Source organism: Nonomuraea sp. SBT364, assembly GCF_001083785.1.
Lineage (GTDB): Bacteria > Actinomycetota > Actinomycetes > Streptosporangiales > Streptosporangiaceae > Nonomuraea.
In genome coordinates, this window is sequence record NZ_LAVL01000183.1 from 1 (window position 1) to 15,613 (window position 15,613).

Consider the following 15,613-nt stretch of genomic DNA (forward strand, 5'->3'; position numbering starts at 1 on the left):
CGCCCCAGCCCCCGCCACGCCCGCGTCGGCACCACCCGGCTCACCGCTGCCCGCTTCCGCACCACCCGGCCGGGTGGTCCCGGGCTTGGAAGGGCCGTCGCCCTCGGGGAAGCCCGGGGGGCGGATGGCGCCCCAGTAGGTCTGGGGCTCGTCCAGGGCGCGGACCAGGCCGGGCTGGAGCGGGTTGAGCTCGATGCCGCCAGGCACGGTCAGGGTGCCCACGGCGAACGGCTCGAACAGCCCCTGGATGCCGTCCACCCGGTATGTCCCCTTGGGCACGTTGAGTGCGGTGGCGTAGTGGCCGGCCTCGGGCAGCGCGGTGCCCGGGAACAGGGTGGCCTGGCCGCCGGCGTCCGTCAGCCGGAGCCCGGTGGCGCCGAGGTCGCCCTGGAACGGGTGGTTGCCGTGCTGCAGCACCCAGAACCCGACGGTGTACGACGTGCCGGGGACGAGCTTGCCCGGGAGCGGGTCGAGATACGTCACCGCGAATCCGCCGGCGGCCGCGCCGGGGGCGGCGAGCGGCCCACCGGCGGCCAGCAGGACGGCTGCCAGGATGATCAGAAGTCTTCTCATGTGACACCTCCGCCCTGGATACACCGGCCACGCGCCCAGAGTTCCGCCGGACGACGCAGAATGGGAGGACTCGGGGAGCGAGGAGGCTCCGTCGTGTTCGCCACCGGACGCGAATACCTGGGCGCGATGCTCGACGTGCTCGTCTACGAGAGCATGCTGCTGGCCTGGCGGCGGGCGCCGCTGGACGGCTACGTGCTCGTGACGCACGAGGGCGAGGAGGTCATGCTGACCGACGCGCAGGCGCAGATGTGGACCCACGGCGCGTTCGCCGTCTATCTGGCCCTGGTGGATCAGCGGCGCATCTCGCCGCGCATGCCGGGCGGCTGACCGGTCACGGGTTGCGTGCCCGGCCGAGGATGTGGGTGAGCGTGGGGCTGCCGGGCATCGGCCGGTGGGCGAACCGGTCCTGCTCCTCGACCAGCAGTCCGGCGGCCCGGATGGCGGCGGCGGTGTCGCGGTTGGGGTGGCAGCCGCCGCCGAGGCGCCGCCACAGCGGGGTGATCAGATCCTGCAGGACAGCGCGCACCCGCCGGGGCGAGCGCACGTGTTCGAAGAAGCGCAGCTCGCCGCCGGGCACGAGCACCCGCCGCACCTCGGCGAGGGTGGCCGCCTGGTCGGGCACGGAGCAGAGCACCAGCGACAGCACGACGGCGTCGTAGGAGCCGGGCCCGTCCGGCAGCGCGCCGGCGTGCCCGGGCACCACCTCGACGGGCACCGGGGCCCGGGCCGCGGCCTGTTCGGCCGAGGCGCGCAGCAGGTGGTCGGGTTCGACGGCGACGACCTCGCGCACCCCGGCCGGGTAGTGCGGGAAGTTGAGCCCGTTGCCCGCGCCGATCTCCAGGACCCGGCCGGTCAGCCCCGCGAGCAGGCGCCCGCGCAGCTCGGCGGTCGCGGGATCGGCCCGCTCGCTCATCCGCTTGTAGGTGCGTGCGAAGCGTGGGTGCTGAAACCGCGAAAGGTCCTGCATGTTCCCAGCGTAGGTCCGGGCGGGCCCGGCAGGGTGCCGGGCGCTCGCCGGATGCCTCAGGAAGGGCTGTTGCTCATGTAGCGGTCGATCTTCCAGGAGCCGTCGTCCTGCGTGAGCAGGAAGAACGCGCGCGTCTCGTCGCTGCCCTGGCCGCTGGTGGCGCGGACGAACGCCTGCTTGCCGGCGACCTGCGACTCCTCGATCGTCGGCGAGCCGCCCTGGCCCTCGCCCATGCCCTCGAACAGGGTGGTCAGCGCCTGCGTGCCCTCGGCCGTCTGCTCACCGGCCACGGCGGCCACGGCGTCGGAGGTGAACATCTTCACGACCTGGTCGGCGTTGCCCGCTTCGAGCGCCTTGTAGAAGCTTTCCACGACGCCGCGGGGTGATCCCTGCCCGGCGCCGGTGTCGGTGGGTGACGGGCTGCCGGTGTCGGTGCCGGTCTCCATCGGTGACCCGGTATCGGTGGGCGTCATGCCCGTGTCGGTGGCGGTGGGCGACGCCGGGCTCGCGGCGCCCTTCATCGCTTGCCCGCTGCCGCCCGCGGCGCAGCCGGCGGTGAGGAGGGCCGGTACGATCGCGGCCAGCAGGAGGCCCCTGCGCAGAGAATTCATGCTCATGGCCGCTTTGATTCCCGCCCCGATCAAGGGCGAATGCGCTCTTTATCCAGTTCGCACGACCCTTTTAACGTGCGCGGTATTTTCTCACCCGGAGATTCACAGAATTCGGCGAGATCGTTCAGAGGTCTGATCGTTGCGCCACTGAGACCCGTTCCCCGGCGCGCCGCCGATACCGTCCCTCTAGTGCCGCATATCAAGGCGAATTCTGCCCCGCCCGCCGAGCCTCTGCCGCAGCGTGACGACGCCGAGCGCTGCGCCACCGCCGACTCGGGGCGGCGATGCGTCCTCCCACCTGCCCATTTGGGCGCGCACGTTTTCCCGCCGGCGGAGACGACCCGCCGCCCCTGACGCACGTTTCCCGCGCGTCATATCGGGCAGCCGATGCAAATGTCGGACGAAACGGTCATAGTTACCCCCTGCGAGGACGGCCCGCTGCTCATCCGGGGGCCGTTCGAGCTGATGACCCAGGAGGGTGAGCGCATTCCGCCCGGCCGGGCCACGGTGGCCTTGTGCCGGTGCGGCCACTCGGCGGCCAAGCCGTTCTGCGACGGCTCACACAAGACGGCCGGTTTCCGCGCCCCCACCGGCCAGGAGTCGGAGCCTGCGGACGGAGTTGGCTGACCGGCGCAGCCTCCGTCCCGCGTACGGGACGCCGCCGGTGAGCGCGGCGGCCAGGGCGAGCCAGCTGCAGACGCCCCGCTCGACCACCCAGACCGGGGCGAACATGGACGACGTCCCGGGGAAGACCCGGTGGCCCCCGCAACGGCGGCGGCCGAGTTCGGCGACCGCCACGGTGACGGCGGCGGCCACGGCCAGCGTGGCGTGGCGGCGGCGGGCCAGGGCGGTGGCCACGGCGGGCAGCACCGCCAGGAACGCGGCCATCCGCAGCGGCTGCGCGAGGTCGTCGTAGGCCTGCCGGACCCGCTGCGACCAGAAGCGCCCGGCCCGGCACGGCAGGCGGCGCACGTAGAGGCCGGGCGCGGAGACCACACGCCCGCCGCGCGCGCGGACGGTGCGGATGAGCTCCAGATTCTCGAACAGGACGTTCCCGTCGTAGCCGCCCATGCCCAGGAAGAAGTCGCGCCGGATGCCGAAGGTGCCCGGGTAGTCGGCGCCGAACGCCCGGTTGAGCAGGGTGCGGGCGGTGTCCCAGCGGGCGTGCCAGGGCAGCGGGGAGAAGTAGTTCTGCGGCCGCACCAGGTCGGCCCCGCCGAGCAGCCGCCGCATCCCGGCGAGCCCGGCCGGGTCGTAGCGGACGTCGTCGTCGGCGATGACGACGTGCCCGGCGCGGGCCAGGCGCAGGCCGGTGGTGACACCGGAGACCTTCCCGTTGGCGTAGCCGAGACCGGCGTCGGGCCGCACGTGGTCGACGAGGCCGCGCCAGCGGCGGGCGTGCCGGTCGAACAGGGCGGCCGGGCTGCCGTCGACCACGACCACCCGCGCGTGCCGGGAGAGCGTACGCAGGTAGGCGGTCAGCTCGTCCAGGCCGGCGTCGTCGTCCCAGCGCAGCGGCAGCACGTACTCGAGGTCGAGGTCCAGGTCGAGGTCCATCACGGGCTCGCGACGGCGCTCTCCAGCTCCGCCAGCGAGGAGACGCCGCGTTCCCAGCAGTCCATCACATGCCCGGCCCACAGGCGTTCGAGGGTGAGCGCGCAGGCCGCGCCGTACAGGATGTCGCCGGTGAGCGAGGGGTGGGCGGCGGCGAGGCCGCCGCACAGGTCGTTGGCGGCGATCTGCTCGTGCACGGCGTCGGCCTGCACGTGCTCCTCGTAGAAGCGGGTGGCGGCGGCTTCGCCGCCGAGGCGGCGCAGGCCGGTGGCGTAGCGGCGGTTGGGCAGCGAGGAGGTCATCTCCAGCGCGGCCAGGTGGCCGGCGAGGGCGCCGCGCAGCCTCCGGTGCAGGCCGAACAGCGACATCGCGTTGGAGATCGCGAGCGTGATGCCGGGGACGCGGCCGAGGTGGGCGCCGTAGGAGTCGTCGAGGCCGAGCCCGCGCAGGGTGGTGCGGAACAGCTCGGAGTGCATGCGCTCGCGCCGGCCGCCGCCGTACTCATCAGCCTGGATCTCGACCAGCGCCGCCTTGGCCCGGCCGTGCAGCCGCGGGATCGCCCAGGTGTGCGGGTCGGCCTCCTTCAGGTGGTAGATCGACCGGTGGACGGCGAACTCGCGGAACTGGCCGAGGTCGGCGGTGCGCTGGAGGAACTGCGACAGCGGCGGCCCCTCGGCGCCGACGGCGAGCGCGGTGAGCGCCCGCCGCACGTGCTGGGGGTCGACCGGCGCGGGCCGGGGCACGGCGAGCGCGAGCGCGTCCTCGAAGCCCCGCTCCAGCCCGGCGCGCGCCCGCAGCAGCGACGGCTCCCACTCCCAGCGCTCGTCCACCTCCTCGAAGCCCTGGTAGTGCAGCTCGTAGCAGGCGAACAGGGCGAGCTGCAGATCGTCGTCGCCGAGCGGCAGCGGGCCCGGATCCAGCGGGCCGACTTTCCCGGGCGGCCCGGTGAGGCGGGAGAAGAGCTGGTCACTGATCGGGCCCCGGGCGGCGGGCAGGCGCATCAGGCACTCCGGCGGTAGACGGACACGTGCGCGCGGCTGTCGTCGCCGAACGGGGTGCGCGCCCAGTCCGACCAGCGATGCTCGCGCTCCATCGAGGCCAGCCGGGCCATCAGGTCCAGCTCGGCGGGCCAGGCGTAGCGGTGGTCGGCGGGCAGCAGCCGCACCCCGTCGGCGGTCAGCCGGATGCGGGTGGTGCGCATGTGCTGCCCGGCCGGGGAGAGCACGGCCGCCTCGGCGACGACGGCGTCGTCGGTCATCGACAGCAGCCGCAGCGCGGCGCCGTCGTGGAAGGCGGCCGGGTCGGGCACCCACGCCTCGACGACGAACCGGCCGCCGGGCCGCAGGTGGGCGGCGGCGTTGCGGAAGCACGCGACCTGCGCCTCCTGCGACGGCAGGGCGTAGATCGTGTTGGCCGCCAGCACGACGAGCGCGTAGGAGCCCTCGGCGGTGGCGGCGGAGAAGTCGCCGATCGTGACCGGGACGCGGTCGCCGCCGGCCTTGCCGCGCAGCACCTCGACCATCTCCGGCGAGCCGTCGATGCCCGCGACCTCCAGGCCGCGGGCGGCCAGCGGCAGGGCCAGCCGCCCGGTGCCGATGCCGAACTCCAGCACCGGCCCGCCGCCGGCGAGCTCGTGCAGCAGGGTGACGGCCTGCTCGGTGGGCAGGTCGCGCACGGTGGCGTCGTAGATGTCGGCGATGCCGCGGCCGTAAGCGGATGCGTCGAACGCGGGCATCCCGCACCTCCCCCGAGTTTCAGCACGTGAATGCCCGGGGCGGTGCCCGTTAAACGCTCACGGCCACCTGCACGAGATCACCGTCGAGGCGGACGTGGTAGACGGGCACGGTGATCTCCGGCTCGTCCAGGCAGTGCCCGGTGACCAGGGAGAACACCTGCTTGTGCAGCGGCGAGGCGACGGTCGGCTCGCCCTTCCTGGTGCCGACGATGCCGCGCGAGAGCACGTACGCGCCGCTGAACGGGTCGAGGTTGCCCAGCGCGTGCACGGCGCCGTCGTGGGTGCGGAAGAGCGCCACCTGACGGTCGCCGACGAGCGCGCACACGCCGCGCTCGGGCGGCAGGTTCTGGTATCCGCAGACGTTCACCCAGGTCATCAGGCCACCACCGGCTTGATCTGGCCGCGCTCGGCGGCGAAAACGATGGACGGGTCAGGCACGCCAGGAGCGTTGACGAAGCTGACGAACCGGGACAGCTTGTCCGGGTCGTCCAGGGTCGCCCGCCACTCGTCGACGTACGTGGCGACGTGCCGCTCCATGTGCGCGTCGAGGTCGGCGCAGATGCCGAGCGCGTCGTCGACGATCACCGAGCGCAGGTAGTCGAGGCCGCCGTCGAGCGACTCCAGCCAGGTCGAGGTGCGTTGCAGCCGGTCGGCGGTGCGGATGTAGAACATCAGGAACCGGTCGATGGTCCTGATGAGCTCATCGGTGGTCAGGTCGCCGGCGAGCAGGTCGGCGTGACGGGGCTTGAAGCCGCCGTTGCCGCCGACGTAGAGGTTCCAGCCCTGCTCGGTGGCGATGATCCCGAAGTCCTTGGAACGGGCCTCGGCGCACTCGCGGGCGCAGCCGGAGACGGCCGACTTCAGCTTGTGCGGCGAGCGCAGGCCCCGGTAACGCAGCTCCAGCGCGATGGCCAGGCCGACGGAGTCCTGCACGCCGTAGCGGCACCAGGTGGAGCCGACGCACGACTTGACCGTGCGCAGCGCCTTGCCGTACGCGTGGCCGGACTCGAACCCGGCGTCCACCAGCCGCCGCCAGATCTCCGGCAGCTGCTCGACGCGGGCGCCGAACAGGTCGATCCGCTGCCCGCCGGTGATCTTCGTGTAGAGGCCGAAGTCGCGGGCGACCTCGCCGATGACGATGAGCTTGTCCGGGGTGATCTCGCCGCCCGGGATGCGGGGCACGACCGAGTACGTGCCGTTCTTCTGGATGTTGGCCAGGAAGGCGTCGTTGGTGTCCTGGAGCGCGGCGCGTTCGCCGTCGAGCACGTGCCCGTTGTGCAGCGAGGCGAGGATGGAGGCGACGGCCGGCTTGCAGATGTCGCAGCCCCGGCCCTGCCCGTGCTGGGCGATGAGCTCGGAGAACGTGGTGATGCCGCGCACCCTGGCGATGTCGAACAGTTCGGCGCGGGAGTGGGCGAAGTGCTCGCACAGGTTCTTGCTGACCTCGACGCCGGACTTCTCCAGGAGCTGCTTGAGCATCGGGACGCAGCTGCCGCAGGTGGTTCCGGCTCGGGTGCACGCCTTGAGGCCGGGCACGTCGGCGCAGCCCTGGTCGGCGATGGCGGTGCGCACCGTGCCCGCGCTGACGTTGTTGCACGAGCAGACCTGCGCGTCGTCGGGCAGGTCGAGGTTCGCGCCGCCGCCGGTGAACAGCAGGTCGGACGGCGGCGCGGGCAGCGGCTTGCCGACGAACGAGCGCAGCGAGGTGTACGGCGCGGCGTCGCCGACGCAGATGCCGCCGAGCAGCGTCCGGGCGTCGTCGCTGATGAACAGCTTCTTGTAGACGCCGGCGACCGGGTCCATGTAGGTCACGTCGAGCGCCCCGGTCATGGCGCCGAACTGGGCCACCTCGACCCCGAGCAGCTTGAGCTTGGTGGACAGGTCGGCGCCGCCGAACGTGCCGTCGCCGCCCATGATCCGGTCGGCCGCGACCTCGGCCATCGTGAAGCACGGCCCGACCAGCCCGTACACCATGCCGCCCGCCAGCGCGCACTCGCCGATGGCGTAGATGTCCGGGTCGGAGGTGCGCATGCCGGAGTCGACGACGACGCCGCCCCGCTCTCCCACCTCCAGGCCGCTCGCCCTGGCCAGCTCGTCGCGCGGCCGGATGCCCGCGGAGAAGACGACGACCCCGGCGTCGATGAGCGTGCCGTCGGGCTTGCGCAGCCCGGCCACCCGCCCCCGGTCGTCGGTGACGATCTCCTGGACGCCGGCGCCGGCGTGCACGCTCAGCCCGAGCTGCTCGATGTGCGACTTGAGCACCGAGCCGCCGCCCTCGTCCACCTGACGGGGCATCAGCCACGGGCTCATCTCGACGATGTGGGTGCGCAGGCCGAGCGCGCGCAGCGCGTCGGCGGCCTCCAGGCCGAGCAGCCCGCCGCCGACGACGACGCCGTCGGTGGCCTCCTTGGCCGCCATCCTGATCGCGTCCAGGTCGTCGATCGTGCGGTAGACGAACGCGTGCTCGGCCCCCGGCACCGGCGGCACGAACGGCGCCGACCCGGTGGCCAGCACGAGCACGTCGTAGGGCTCCGGCTCGCCGCCCTCGACGGTGACCACGCGGGCCTCCCGGTCGATGCCGGTGACGCGGCTGTTCAGCCTGGTCACCGCCGTGGACGGCACGGGGTAGGCCAGGTCCTCGGCACTCACCCCCGACAGGTACGAGGTCAGCGCCACCCGGTCGTAGGCCGGGCGCGGCTCCTCGCCGATGACCGTGACGCGGCCGTCGAAGCCCCGCTGCTGCAGCGCCTCCACGAGCCGGTGTGCTGCCGGGCCGAACCCGGCCACGACGATCTTCTTCATGCGGAGACCCCTTCCTGTTCGCACAGCCAGCCGACGATGCCCGCCACGGCGTCACGGCAGGTGCCGCAGCCGGTCGTGGCGCGGGTGGCGGCGGCCACTCCGGCCACGTCCCTGGCGCCCGCCTCCCAGCAGGCCCGGATCTGACCCTTGGTCACGTTGTTGCACTGGCACACCTTGGCCGCGTCGGGCATCAGCACCGGGCTGTCGGCGACCGGCGCGGCCGACAGCCCCGGGAACAGCAGCCCGGCCCGGTCGCCGGGCACCGGACCGCCGCGGTCGAAGAGCTGGGTGAGCGTGCCGACGGCGTCGCTGTCGCCCAGCAGGATCGCGCCGACCAGGCGGTCGTCGCGGATGACGAGCTTGCGATAGGTGCCCTGGGCCCGGTGGCTGAAGCGCACCACCTCGGCGTGCTCGTCGGTGAGCTGCGTCTCGCCCATGGCGGCCAGCTCGACGCTGCTCGCCTTGAGCCGGGTGACCAGCCGCGAGCCCCGGTACCGCGTCTTGCCCCCGGTGATCACGTCGGCGGCCACGGACGCCTGCTCCCAGGCGGGCGCGACCAGCCCGTAGACGGTGCCGTCGTGCTCGGCGCACTCGCCGATGGCGAAGATCGACGGGTCGTCGGTGCGCAGCTCGTCGTCCACCACGACGCCGCGCCGCACCTCCAGCCCGGCCTCGGCGGCGAGCGCGGTCAGCGGGCGGACGCCGCAGGCGAGCACGACCAGGTCGCCCTCGACCAGTTCGCCGCCGGCCAGCCGGACGCCCGTCTCCTCGACGGACTCGGCGAGCACCCCGGTGCGGGTCTCGACGCCGAGCCCGGCCAGGGTCTCGCCGAGCACCAGCCCGGCCTCCGCGTCGAGCTGGCGTTCCATCAGGTGGCCGGCCAGGTGCAGCAGCGTGACGGGCAGGCCGCGCCCGGCCAGGCCGCGGGCCGCCTCGATGCCGAGCAGCCCGCCGCCCACGACGACGGCGCGGCGGCTGTGCTCGGCGGCCTTGAGTATGCGGTCGCAGTCGTCGAGCGTGCGGAACGGGATGGCCCGCTCGACGCCCGGGATCGGCGGCACGATGGCCTCGCTGCCGGTGGCGAGCACGAGCAGGTCGTACGGCTCGCGCCGGCCGTCGGCGGTGTGCACGGCGCGGGCCTCCCTGTCGATCCAGGCGACCTCGCTGCCGAGGGCGGCCTCGACCCGGTTGGCGGCGTACCAGGACAGGTCGTGCAGGCCGAGCTGTTCGGGCCTGGCCTTGCCGGCGAGCACGTTCGACAGCAGCACCCGGTTGTAGGGGCGGCCGTGCTCGGCGCCGAACACGGTGATCGAGACGCGCGGGTCGCGTGCCCGCACCTCGCCGACCAGCCGGGAGCCGGCCATGCCGTTGCCCACCACGACGAGTCTCATGCGACCCGCTCCACCCGTACGGCGCAGACCTTGAACTCCGGCATCCGGGACGTGGGGTCGAGGGCCGGGTTGGTCAGCCGGTTCGCCCCCTCCCAGTGGAAGGGCATGAACACGGTGTCGCTCCTGATCGCGTCGCTGATCCTGGCCACTCCCTCTCCCGCGCCGCGCCTGCTGGTCACCCGCACCAGGTCCCCCGCCTCGATCGCCAGCCGGTCGGCCAGGTCGGGGTGGAGCTCCACGTACGGTTCGGGCACGGCGGCGGTCAGGGAGGCGATCCTGCGGGTCTGCGCGCCGCTCTGGTAGTGCGCGAGCACGCGGCCCGTCGTCAGGTAGACGGGGTAGTCGTCGTCGATGTCCTCGGCCGGCGGCCGGTGCTCGACGGGCACGAACCTGGCCCGGCCGTCGGGCGTGGGGAAGGAGTCCAGGAACGGCCGGGGGGTGCCGGCGTGCTCCGGATCCGGGCAGGGCCAGAACACGCCGGTCTCGTCGGCGATCCGCTCGTAGGTGATGCCCGCGTAGTCGGCCGGCCCGCCGGCGCTGGCCCGGCGCAGCTCCTCGAACACCTTGCCGGGCTCGTCGGCGAAGTCGTGGCCCAGCCGGCGGGCCAGCCCGGCGATGACCTCCAGGTCGCCGCGCACGCCGGGCGGCGGCGCGACGGCCTGGCGGCGCAGCAGGACGCGGCCTTCGAGGTTCGTCATCGTGCCGGTCTCCTCGGCCCACTGGGTGACCGGGAGCACCACGTCGGCCAGCGCCGCCGTCTCCGACATCACCACGTCGCAGACGACGAGCAGGTCGAGCGCCCTGATCCGGTCGGCGATCCTGGCGGAGTCGGGCGCGGACACGACCGGGTTGGAGCCGAACAGCAGCATCGCGCGCGGCCCGCCGGGCGTGCCGAGGGCGTCGAGCAGCTCGTACGCCGAGCGTCCCGGCCCCGGCAGGTCCTCCGGCCGCACTCCCCACACGCCCGCGACGTGCTCGCGCGCCGCCGGGTCGTCGATCTTGCGGTAACCGGGGAGCTGGTCGGCCTTCTGCCCGTGCTCGCGGCCGCCCTGCCCGTTGCCCTGCCCGGTGAGGCACCCGTAGCCCGAGCCCGCCCGGCCGGGCAGGCCGAGCGCGAGCGCCAGGTTGATGAACGCGCTGACCGTGTCGGTGCCCTTGGCGTGCTGCTCGGCGCCGCGCCCGGTGAGCACGTACGCGTTCCGCGCGAACGCGAGAGCGCGCACGGCCTCGCGCATGCGCTGCACCGGCACGCCGGTGATCCGCTCGACCCGCTCGGGCCACCAGGAGGCGAGCGAGGTGCGCACCTCCTCGAACCCGGTGGTGCGCCCGGCGACGTACGGCACGTCGACGAGGTCCTCGGCCACGGCCAGGTGCAGCAGGCCGAGCGCGAGCGCGAGGTCGGTGCCGGGCGCCGGCCTCAGGTGCAGCCAGGCCAGCCGGGCGGTCGCGGTGCGGCGCGGGTCGATGACGATGAGCCGCGCCCCCTCCAGGTGGCGCACGAACGGCGGCATCGTCTCGGCCGGGTTCGCGCCCGCCAGCAGCACCACGTCGGCGCCGGCCAGGTCGGTGACGGGGAACGGCATCCCCCGGTCCAGGCCGAACGCCCGGATCGACGCGGCGGCGGCCGACGACATGCAGAAGCGGCCGTTGTAGTCGATCTGGCTGGTGCCGAGCGCGACCCTGGCGAGCTTGCCCAGCAGGTACGCCTTCTCGTTGGTGAGCCCGCCCCCGCCGAACACGGCCACGGCGTCGGGGCCGTGCTCGTCCCTGAGAGCGCCGAGGCGCTCCGCCACGTGGTCGAGCGCCTCCTCCCAGGACACCGGGTTCCCGTGCAGGAGCGGGCCGGTCAGTCGCTCACCGTTGGTGAGCAGCTCGGCGGCGGTCCAGCCCTTCTGGCAGAGCGCGCCGCCGGCGTTGGCCGGGATGTCGGTCCGCGGGGTGATCGTCACCTCGGTCCCCTCGGCGCGGATCGCCATCCCGCACTGCAGGGCGCAGTACGGGCAGTGGGTGTCGACGCTCATCACTCACACCCGCGCATGCGCTAGGGAGGCGATCCGCGTCACGCCGACGGTGCGCGTGTAGCACCACCAGGTCAGCGCGAAGCAGGCGGCGTAGAAGGCGCCGAACGCGGCGAACGCCACCGCCGGGCTGCCCGTCGCGGCGAACGACATGCCGAACGCCCGGTTGATGAGGAACCCGCCCAGCGCCCCGACCGCGGAGATGATCCCGATCGCCGCCGACGCCTGCCGCTTGCCGTACAGCAGCGCCTCCTCGCCGGTGCCGCGCTCGGCTACGGCCTTGGCCTGGAAGATGGCCGGGATCATCCGGTACGTGGAGCCGTTCCCGATCCCGGCCGTCAGGAAGAGGATCTGGAAGGCGAGGAAGAACGGCCAGAAGCCGCCGGAGGCGGAGGCGAGCCAGACCAGCACGACGCCGGCGCCCATGGCCGCGAAGTTCCACAGCGTGACCGGCGCGCCGCCGAGCCGGTCGGCCAGCCAGCCGCCCGCGGGCCTGACCAGCGACCCGACCAGCGGCCCGGCGAACGCCACCGCCGTCCACGGCGCATCCGGGAACAGGCTCATGCTCAGCAGCGGGAACGCGGTCGAGTAGCCGATGAACGAGCCGAACGTGCCCACGTACAGGAAGGACATGATCCACGTCTGCGCCCGGCCCGCGACCGCCAGTTGCTCGCGCGGGCTGGCCTTGGCGCTGGACAGGTTGTCCATGAAGAAGTAGGCGCAGCCCGCCGCCACCACGATGAACGGCACCCAGAACCAGCCCGCCGCCGCCAGCCCGAACGCCCCGATCACCAGCGGCATCACCAGCTGCACCGAGCTGACGCCGATGTTGCCACCGGCCGCGTTCAGCCCGAGCGCGACGCCCTGCCGGGTGCGCGGGTAGAAGTAGGTGATGTTGGCCATGCTGGAGGCGAAGTTCCCGCCGCCGACGCCGGCGACGGCCGCGATGGCGAGGAACGTCCAGTACGGGGTGTCCGGGCTGCTCACAGCCACACCGAGAAGCACCGCAGGGACGATCAGCAGCAGCGCGCTCACCACGGTGAAGTTGCGCCCGCCGAACCTGGCGGGCCCGAACGTGTAGGGCACCCGCAGCACCGAACCGACCAGGTTCGGCACCGCGACGAGCCAGAAGAGCTGGTCGGTCGAGAAGTCGTAGGAGCCCATCTGGGCGGCCACGATGCTCCAGAGCGTCCAGACGGTGAAGCCGAGATGCTCGGCCAGGATCGAGAAGACGAGGTTCCGGCGGGCGACCTTCCGGCCCGTGTGCTGCCAGAAGGCCGCGTCGTCGGGATGCCACTCGGCGATCCAGCGCGCCATCGTTCCTCCTACGTTCTGGTGAGGTCGAACGTAGGAATCCGGCGTTACGCACATTGACGATCCGTGGCTGTGCGCCGGTTACATGTAACTCACCCGGGCAACACGCAATACATATGCGTCACGGCGGAAACACGCTGTTAATCCCGCAGCTTGCCGAAGAAGGCGCGCACGTCCCCGGTGAACGCCTCCGGCTGCTCCATCGCGGCGAAGTGCCCGCCGTGCCCGAACTCCGACCAGTGCACGATCGTGTCGGTCAGCTCGGCCAGCGCGCGGACCGGCTTGACGTAGTCGTGGGCGAACACGGCCACGCCCGTAGGCGTCGGCGACCTTTCCGGCATGCTCCACGCGTGCGCGAACTCCCAGTAGATCTGCGCCGCCGAGTCCGCCGTGTTCGTCAGCCAGTAGAGCGAGACATTGGTGAGCAGCCGGTCGCGGTCCACGCCGTCCTCGGTCCACTCGGCGAACTTTTCCGCGATCCAGGCGAGCTGCCCCGCCGGTGAGTCGGCCAGCCCGAACGCCAGGGTCCGCGGCCGGGTGGACTGGATCGCCAGGTATCCGCCGAGCTCCCCGGTGTAGCGCTCCAGCCCGTCGAGCCGGGCCCGGTCCTCCTCGCCGAGCCCGTCCACCGCCTCGCCGTGGGGGAAGGTCATGAGGTAGTTCACGTGCACGCCGATCACGTGCTCCGGGTCGATTCGGCCCAGCTCGCGCGACACGCCCGACCCCCAGTCGCCGCCCTGCGCGCCGTAGCGGTCGTAGCCGAGCCTGGCCATCAGCGCGGCCCAGGCGCGGGCGATGCGGTTCAGCGTCCAGCCGGCGCTCGTGAGCGGGGCCGAGAAGCCGAAGCCCGGCAGCGACGGGATGACCAGGTGGAAGGCGTCGGCCGACTCGCCGCCGTGCGCCTTCGGGTCGGTCAGCGGGCCGATCACGTCCAGGAACTCCACGACGGAGCCCGGCCAGCCGTGCGTGAGGATCAGCGGGGTGGCGTCCGGCTCCGGCGAGCGGACGTGCAGGAAGTGGATGTCCTGGCCGTCGATCGTGGTGACGTGCTGCGGGTGGGCGTTGAGCTCTGCCTCGTGGGCGCGCCAGTCGTAGGTGGTGGCCCAGTGCTCGGCCAGCTCGCGCAGGTCACCGACCGGCACGCCGCGCTCCGGCCCCGCTCCCGGCGTCTGCACGGGCAGCCGGGTACGGCTCAGCCGCTCGCGCAGGTCGTCCAGGCCGGCCTGGGGGATGTCGATGCGGAAGTCCCTGATCTTTTCGCTCATGCCTCCACCGTCGCAGCCCTTGCGGCAAGATCCTTGCCTGGATTGAATGCGGGGATGCTGGAAACCTCCGCGCGGCTGCTGCGCCTGCTGTCGCTGCTCCAGGCACGGGCCGACTGGTCAGGCGCCGAGCTGGCCGAGCGGCTGCGGGTCAGCCCGCGCACCGTCCGCTACGACATCGGCAAGCTGCGCACGCTCGGCTACCCGGTGCACGCCGTGCCCGGCGTCGCCGGCGGCTACCGCCTCGGCGCCGGGGCCAAGCTGCCGCCGCTGCTGCTCGACGACGAGGAGGCGGTGGCGGTCGCCGTCGCCCTGCGCACCGCGGGCGCCTTCGAGGAGAGCGCGCTGCGCGCCCTGGTCAAGCTCGAACAGGTGCTCCCGGCCCGCCTCCGCCACCGGGTCGGGGCCCTGCACCGGCACACGGTGTCGCTCGGCCCCCCGGACACGCCCGTGCCCACCGACACGCTGACGGCCGTCGCCGCCGCCTGCCGCGACCGGCACCGGCTGCGGTTCGACTACCGCACGCACACCGGTGACGACCAGGTCCGGGACGTCGAACCGTACAAGCTCGTGCACACCGGACGGCGCTGGTACCTGATCGCCTGGGACGTGGACCGCGCGGACTGGCGCACCTTCAGGGCCGACCGGCTGTCGGTACGGACGCCGCACGGCCCGCGCTTCACCCCCCGCCCCGCGCCGCCTGCGGACGTGGTGCCGCAGGGCGTGGACACCGCGCTGATGCGCCACCGGGCGACGGTGACCGTGCACGCCCCCGCCGATGCCGTCCGCCCGCACGTGCCCCCGTCGGTGCTGGTGGAGCCGCGCGGCGAGCACGCGTGCGTGGTGCACGCGGGCGGCGACACCCCGATGCGGCTCGCCCTGCACATTCTCATGCTCGACGCCGACTTCGACGTCGACGGCCCGCCGGAGCTCCTGGCCGCCCTCCGCACCCTGTCGGAACGAACCCGTGGTTACCGGGTGTCACGTGGGGTAACAGCATCACAGCAAGGGGGGAATCATGATCAAAACGCTCCACAAGATGGGCATTAAGTCGAACCACTGCTACCTGGCAGGAATCGCCTCCATCGGTTTGTCCTTCGCCACCTGGATGACGTCCAAGAACGTCGAAAAGGCCGGCCTGGACCGCGCGGACCGCTGGGGGATCTTCATCGGCCAGTGGGCACCGACACTGTTCTGCATGGGCGTGGCGCTCCGCATCGAGGAGACCCACGGCCCGGAGGCGCAGTCGGAGGAGGAGATGTACGGCCACACCACCCGCCAGTCGGAGAGGATCCGGGCGGGCTCCGGCGTGTGAACACCGGGCAGGCCATGTCCTTCGCGGACGTGGCCTGCTCTCCTCCCACCGCCCCCGGGTCGCTCCCCCTC

General features: G+C 73.0%; 16 protein-coding genes. 4 read left to right on the plus strand and 12 right to left on the minus strand.

Going from position 1 to position 15,613, the window contains the following annotated elements; all coding sequences use genetic code 11:
* The coding region (locus ADY59_RS41020) for a hypothetical protein (protein ID WP_049574741.1) at positions 1-573 on the minus strand (573 nt) is incomplete at its 3' end.
* A gap of 93 nt (positions 574-666) precedes the next feature.
* Here ADY59_RS41020 and ADY59_RS41025 point away from each other — a divergent pair.
* Positions 667-900 carry a hypothetical protein gene (locus ADY59_RS41025; protein WP_049574743.1) on the plus strand — a complete coding sequence of 78 codons (234 nt, stop codon included), beginning with the start codon at positions 667-669 and terminating at the stop codon, positions 898-900.
* Positions 901-904: 4 nt separating this feature from the next.
* Here ADY59_RS41025 and ADY59_RS41030 read toward each other — a convergent pair whose 3' ends face one another.
* The gene (locus ADY59_RS41030; protein ID WP_049574746.1) at positions 905-1,540 is read right to left on the minus strand and encodes a class I SAM-dependent methyltransferase; all 636 of its coding nucleotides are present in this window, start codon (positions 1,538-1,540) and stop codon (positions 905-907) included.
* A gap of 56 nt (positions 1,541-1,596) precedes the next feature.
* A complete protein-coding gene (locus tag ADY59_RS41035) occupies positions 1,597-2,157 on the minus strand; it encodes a YybH family protein (protein ID WP_156326056.1) in 561 nt (186 codons plus the stop codon).
* A 459-nt stretch (positions 2,158-2,616) separates the two neighbouring features.
* Between ADY59_RS41035 and ADY59_RS54155 the strand changes: the two genes are divergently transcribed.
* Positions 2,617-2,778 (plus strand): CDGSH iron-sulfur domain-containing protein, encoded by a 162-nt coding sequence (locus ADY59_RS54155; protein ID WP_442937792.1) that lies wholly within the window; start codon positions 2,617-2,619, stop codon positions 2,776-2,778.
* On the opposite strand, the gene ADY59_RS41040 is transcribed toward ADY59_RS54155, so the two are convergent.
* The 9 genes from ADY59_RS41040 to ADY59_RS41080 form a co-directional block, all read right to left on the minus strand.
* The gene (locus ADY59_RS41040) at positions 2,710-3,708 is read right to left on the minus strand and encodes a glycosyltransferase (RefSeq protein ID WP_049574750.1); all 999 of its coding nucleotides are present in this window, start codon (positions 3,706-3,708) and stop codon (positions 2,710-2,712) included. The genes ADY59_RS54155 and ADY59_RS41040 overlap by 69 nt on opposite strands.
* Positions 3,708-4,706 (minus strand): iron-containing redox enzyme family protein, encoded by a 999-nt coding sequence (locus ADY59_RS41045; protein ID WP_049574752.1) that lies wholly within the window; start codon positions 4,704-4,706, stop codon positions 3,708-3,710. The genes ADY59_RS41040 and ADY59_RS41045 overlap by 1 nt, the downstream gene beginning before the upstream one ends.
* A complete protein-coding gene (locus tag ADY59_RS41050; RefSeq protein WP_049574755.1) occupies positions 4,706-5,440 on the minus strand; it encodes a class I SAM-dependent DNA methyltransferase in 735 nt (244 codons plus the stop codon). The genes ADY59_RS41045 and ADY59_RS41050 overlap by 1 nt, the downstream gene beginning before the upstream one ends.
* A 49-nt stretch (positions 5,441-5,489) precedes the next feature.
* Positions 5,490-5,816 carry a nitrite reductase small subunit NirD gene (gene nirD, locus ADY59_RS41055; protein WP_049574758.1) on the minus strand — a complete coding sequence of 109 codons (327 nt, stop codon included), beginning with the start codon at positions 5,814-5,816 and terminating at the stop codon, positions 5,490-5,492.
* Positions 5,816-8,242 (minus strand): nitrite reductase large subunit NirB, encoded by a 2,427-nt coding sequence (gene nirB / locus ADY59_RS41060; protein WP_049574761.1) that lies wholly within the window; start codon positions 8,240-8,242, stop codon positions 5,816-5,818. The genes nirD and nirB overlap by 1 nt, the downstream gene beginning before the upstream one ends.
* Positions 8,239-9,633 (minus strand): FAD-dependent oxidoreductase, encoded by a 1,395-nt coding sequence (locus ADY59_RS41065; protein WP_049574762.1) that lies wholly within the window; start codon positions 9,631-9,633, stop codon positions 8,239-8,241. The genes nirB and ADY59_RS41065 overlap by 4 nt, the downstream gene beginning before the upstream one ends.
* Positions 9,630-11,654: a molybdopterin oxidoreductase family protein gene (locus tag ADY59_RS41070; protein WP_049574772.1), complete on the minus strand. Its 2,025-nt coding sequence runs from the start codon at positions 11,652-11,654 to the stop codon at positions 9,630-9,632. The genes ADY59_RS41065 and ADY59_RS41070 overlap by 4 nt, the downstream gene beginning before the upstream one ends.
* Before the next feature lie 3 nt (positions 11,655-11,657).
* Positions 11,658-12,968, minus strand: coding sequence for an MFS transporter (locus ADY59_RS41075; protein ID WP_049574764.1), 1,311 nt, complete (start codon positions 12,966-12,968; stop codon positions 11,658-11,660).
* A 137-nt stretch (positions 12,969-13,105) separates the two neighbouring features.
* Positions 13,106-14,230 carry an epoxide hydrolase family protein gene (locus ADY59_RS41080; protein WP_156326058.1) on the minus strand — a complete coding sequence of 375 codons (1,125 nt, stop codon included), beginning with the start codon at positions 14,228-14,230 and terminating at the stop codon, positions 13,106-13,108.
* A gap of 54 nt (positions 14,231-14,284) precedes the next feature.
* On the opposite strand from ADY59_RS41080, the gene ADY59_RS41085 reads away from it, so the two are divergent.
* Positions 14,285-15,277 carry a helix-turn-helix transcriptional regulator gene (locus ADY59_RS41085; protein ID WP_049574767.1) on the plus strand — a complete coding sequence of 331 codons (993 nt, stop codon included), beginning with the start codon at positions 14,285-14,287 and terminating at the stop codon, positions 15,275-15,277.
* The gene (locus ADY59_RS41090) at positions 15,246-15,542 is read left to right on the plus strand and encodes a hypothetical protein (RefSeq protein WP_049574770.1); all 297 of its coding nucleotides are present in this window, start codon (positions 15,246-15,248) and stop codon (positions 15,540-15,542) included. Before ADY59_RS41085 ends, ADY59_RS41090 begins: the two co-directional genes overlap by 32 nt.
* The last annotated feature ends 71 nt before the right edge of the window (positions 15,543-15,613 follow it).

Coding starts and splice junctions, on each gene's coding strand:
- ADY59_RS41070 (WP_049574772.1), bottom strand. CDS start 11,654: ATGAGCGTCGACACCCACTGCCCGTACTGCGCCCTGCAGTGCGGGATG.
- ADY59_RS54155 (WP_442937792.1), top strand. CDS start 2,617: ATGACCCAGGAGGGTGAGCGCATTCCGCCCGGCCGGGCCACGGTGGCC.
- ADY59_RS41035 (WP_156326056.1), bottom strand. CDS start 2,157: ATGAGCATGAATTCTCTGCGCAGGGGCCTCCTGCTGGCCGCGATCGTA.
- ADY59_RS41045 (WP_049574752.1), bottom strand. CDS start 4,706: ATGCGCCTGCCCGCCGCCCGGGGCCCGATCAGTGACCAGCTCTTCTCC.
- ADY59_RS41090 (WP_049574770.1), top strand. CDS start 15,246: ATGATCAAAACGCTCCACAAGATGGGCATTAAGTCGAACCACTGCTAC.
- nirD (WP_049574758.1), bottom strand. CDS start 5,816: ATGACCTGGGTGAACGTCTGCGGATACCAGAACCTGCCGCCCGAGCGC.
- ADY59_RS41080 (WP_156326058.1), bottom strand. CDS start 14,230: ATGAGCGAAAAGATCAGGGACTTCCGCATCGACATCCCCCAGGCCGGC.
- ADY59_RS41075 (WP_049574764.1), bottom strand. CDS start 12,968: ATGGCGCGCTGGATCGCCGAGTGGCATCCCGACGACGCGGCCTTCTGG.
- ADY59_RS41065 (WP_049574762.1), bottom strand. CDS start 9,633: ATGAGACTCGTCGTGGTGGGCAACGGCATGGCCGGCTCCCGGCTGGTC.
- nirB (WP_049574761.1), bottom strand. CDS start 8,242: ATGAAGAAGATCGTCGTGGCCGGGTTCGGCCCGGCAGCACACCGGCTC.
- ADY59_RS41030 (WP_049574746.1), bottom strand. CDS start 1,540: ATGCAGGACCTTTCGCGGTTTCAGCACCCACGCTTCGCACGCACCTAC.
- ADY59_RS41040 (WP_049574750.1), bottom strand. CDS start 3,708: ATGGACCTCGACCTGGACCTCGACCTCGAGTACGTGCTGCCGCTGCGC.
- ADY59_RS41085 (WP_049574767.1), top strand. CDS start 14,285: ATGCTGGAAACCTCCGCGCGGCTGCTGCGCCTGCTGTCGCTGCTCCAG.
- ADY59_RS41050 (WP_049574755.1), bottom strand. CDS start 5,440: ATGCCCGCGTTCGACGCATCCGCTTACGGCCGCGGCATCGCCGACATC.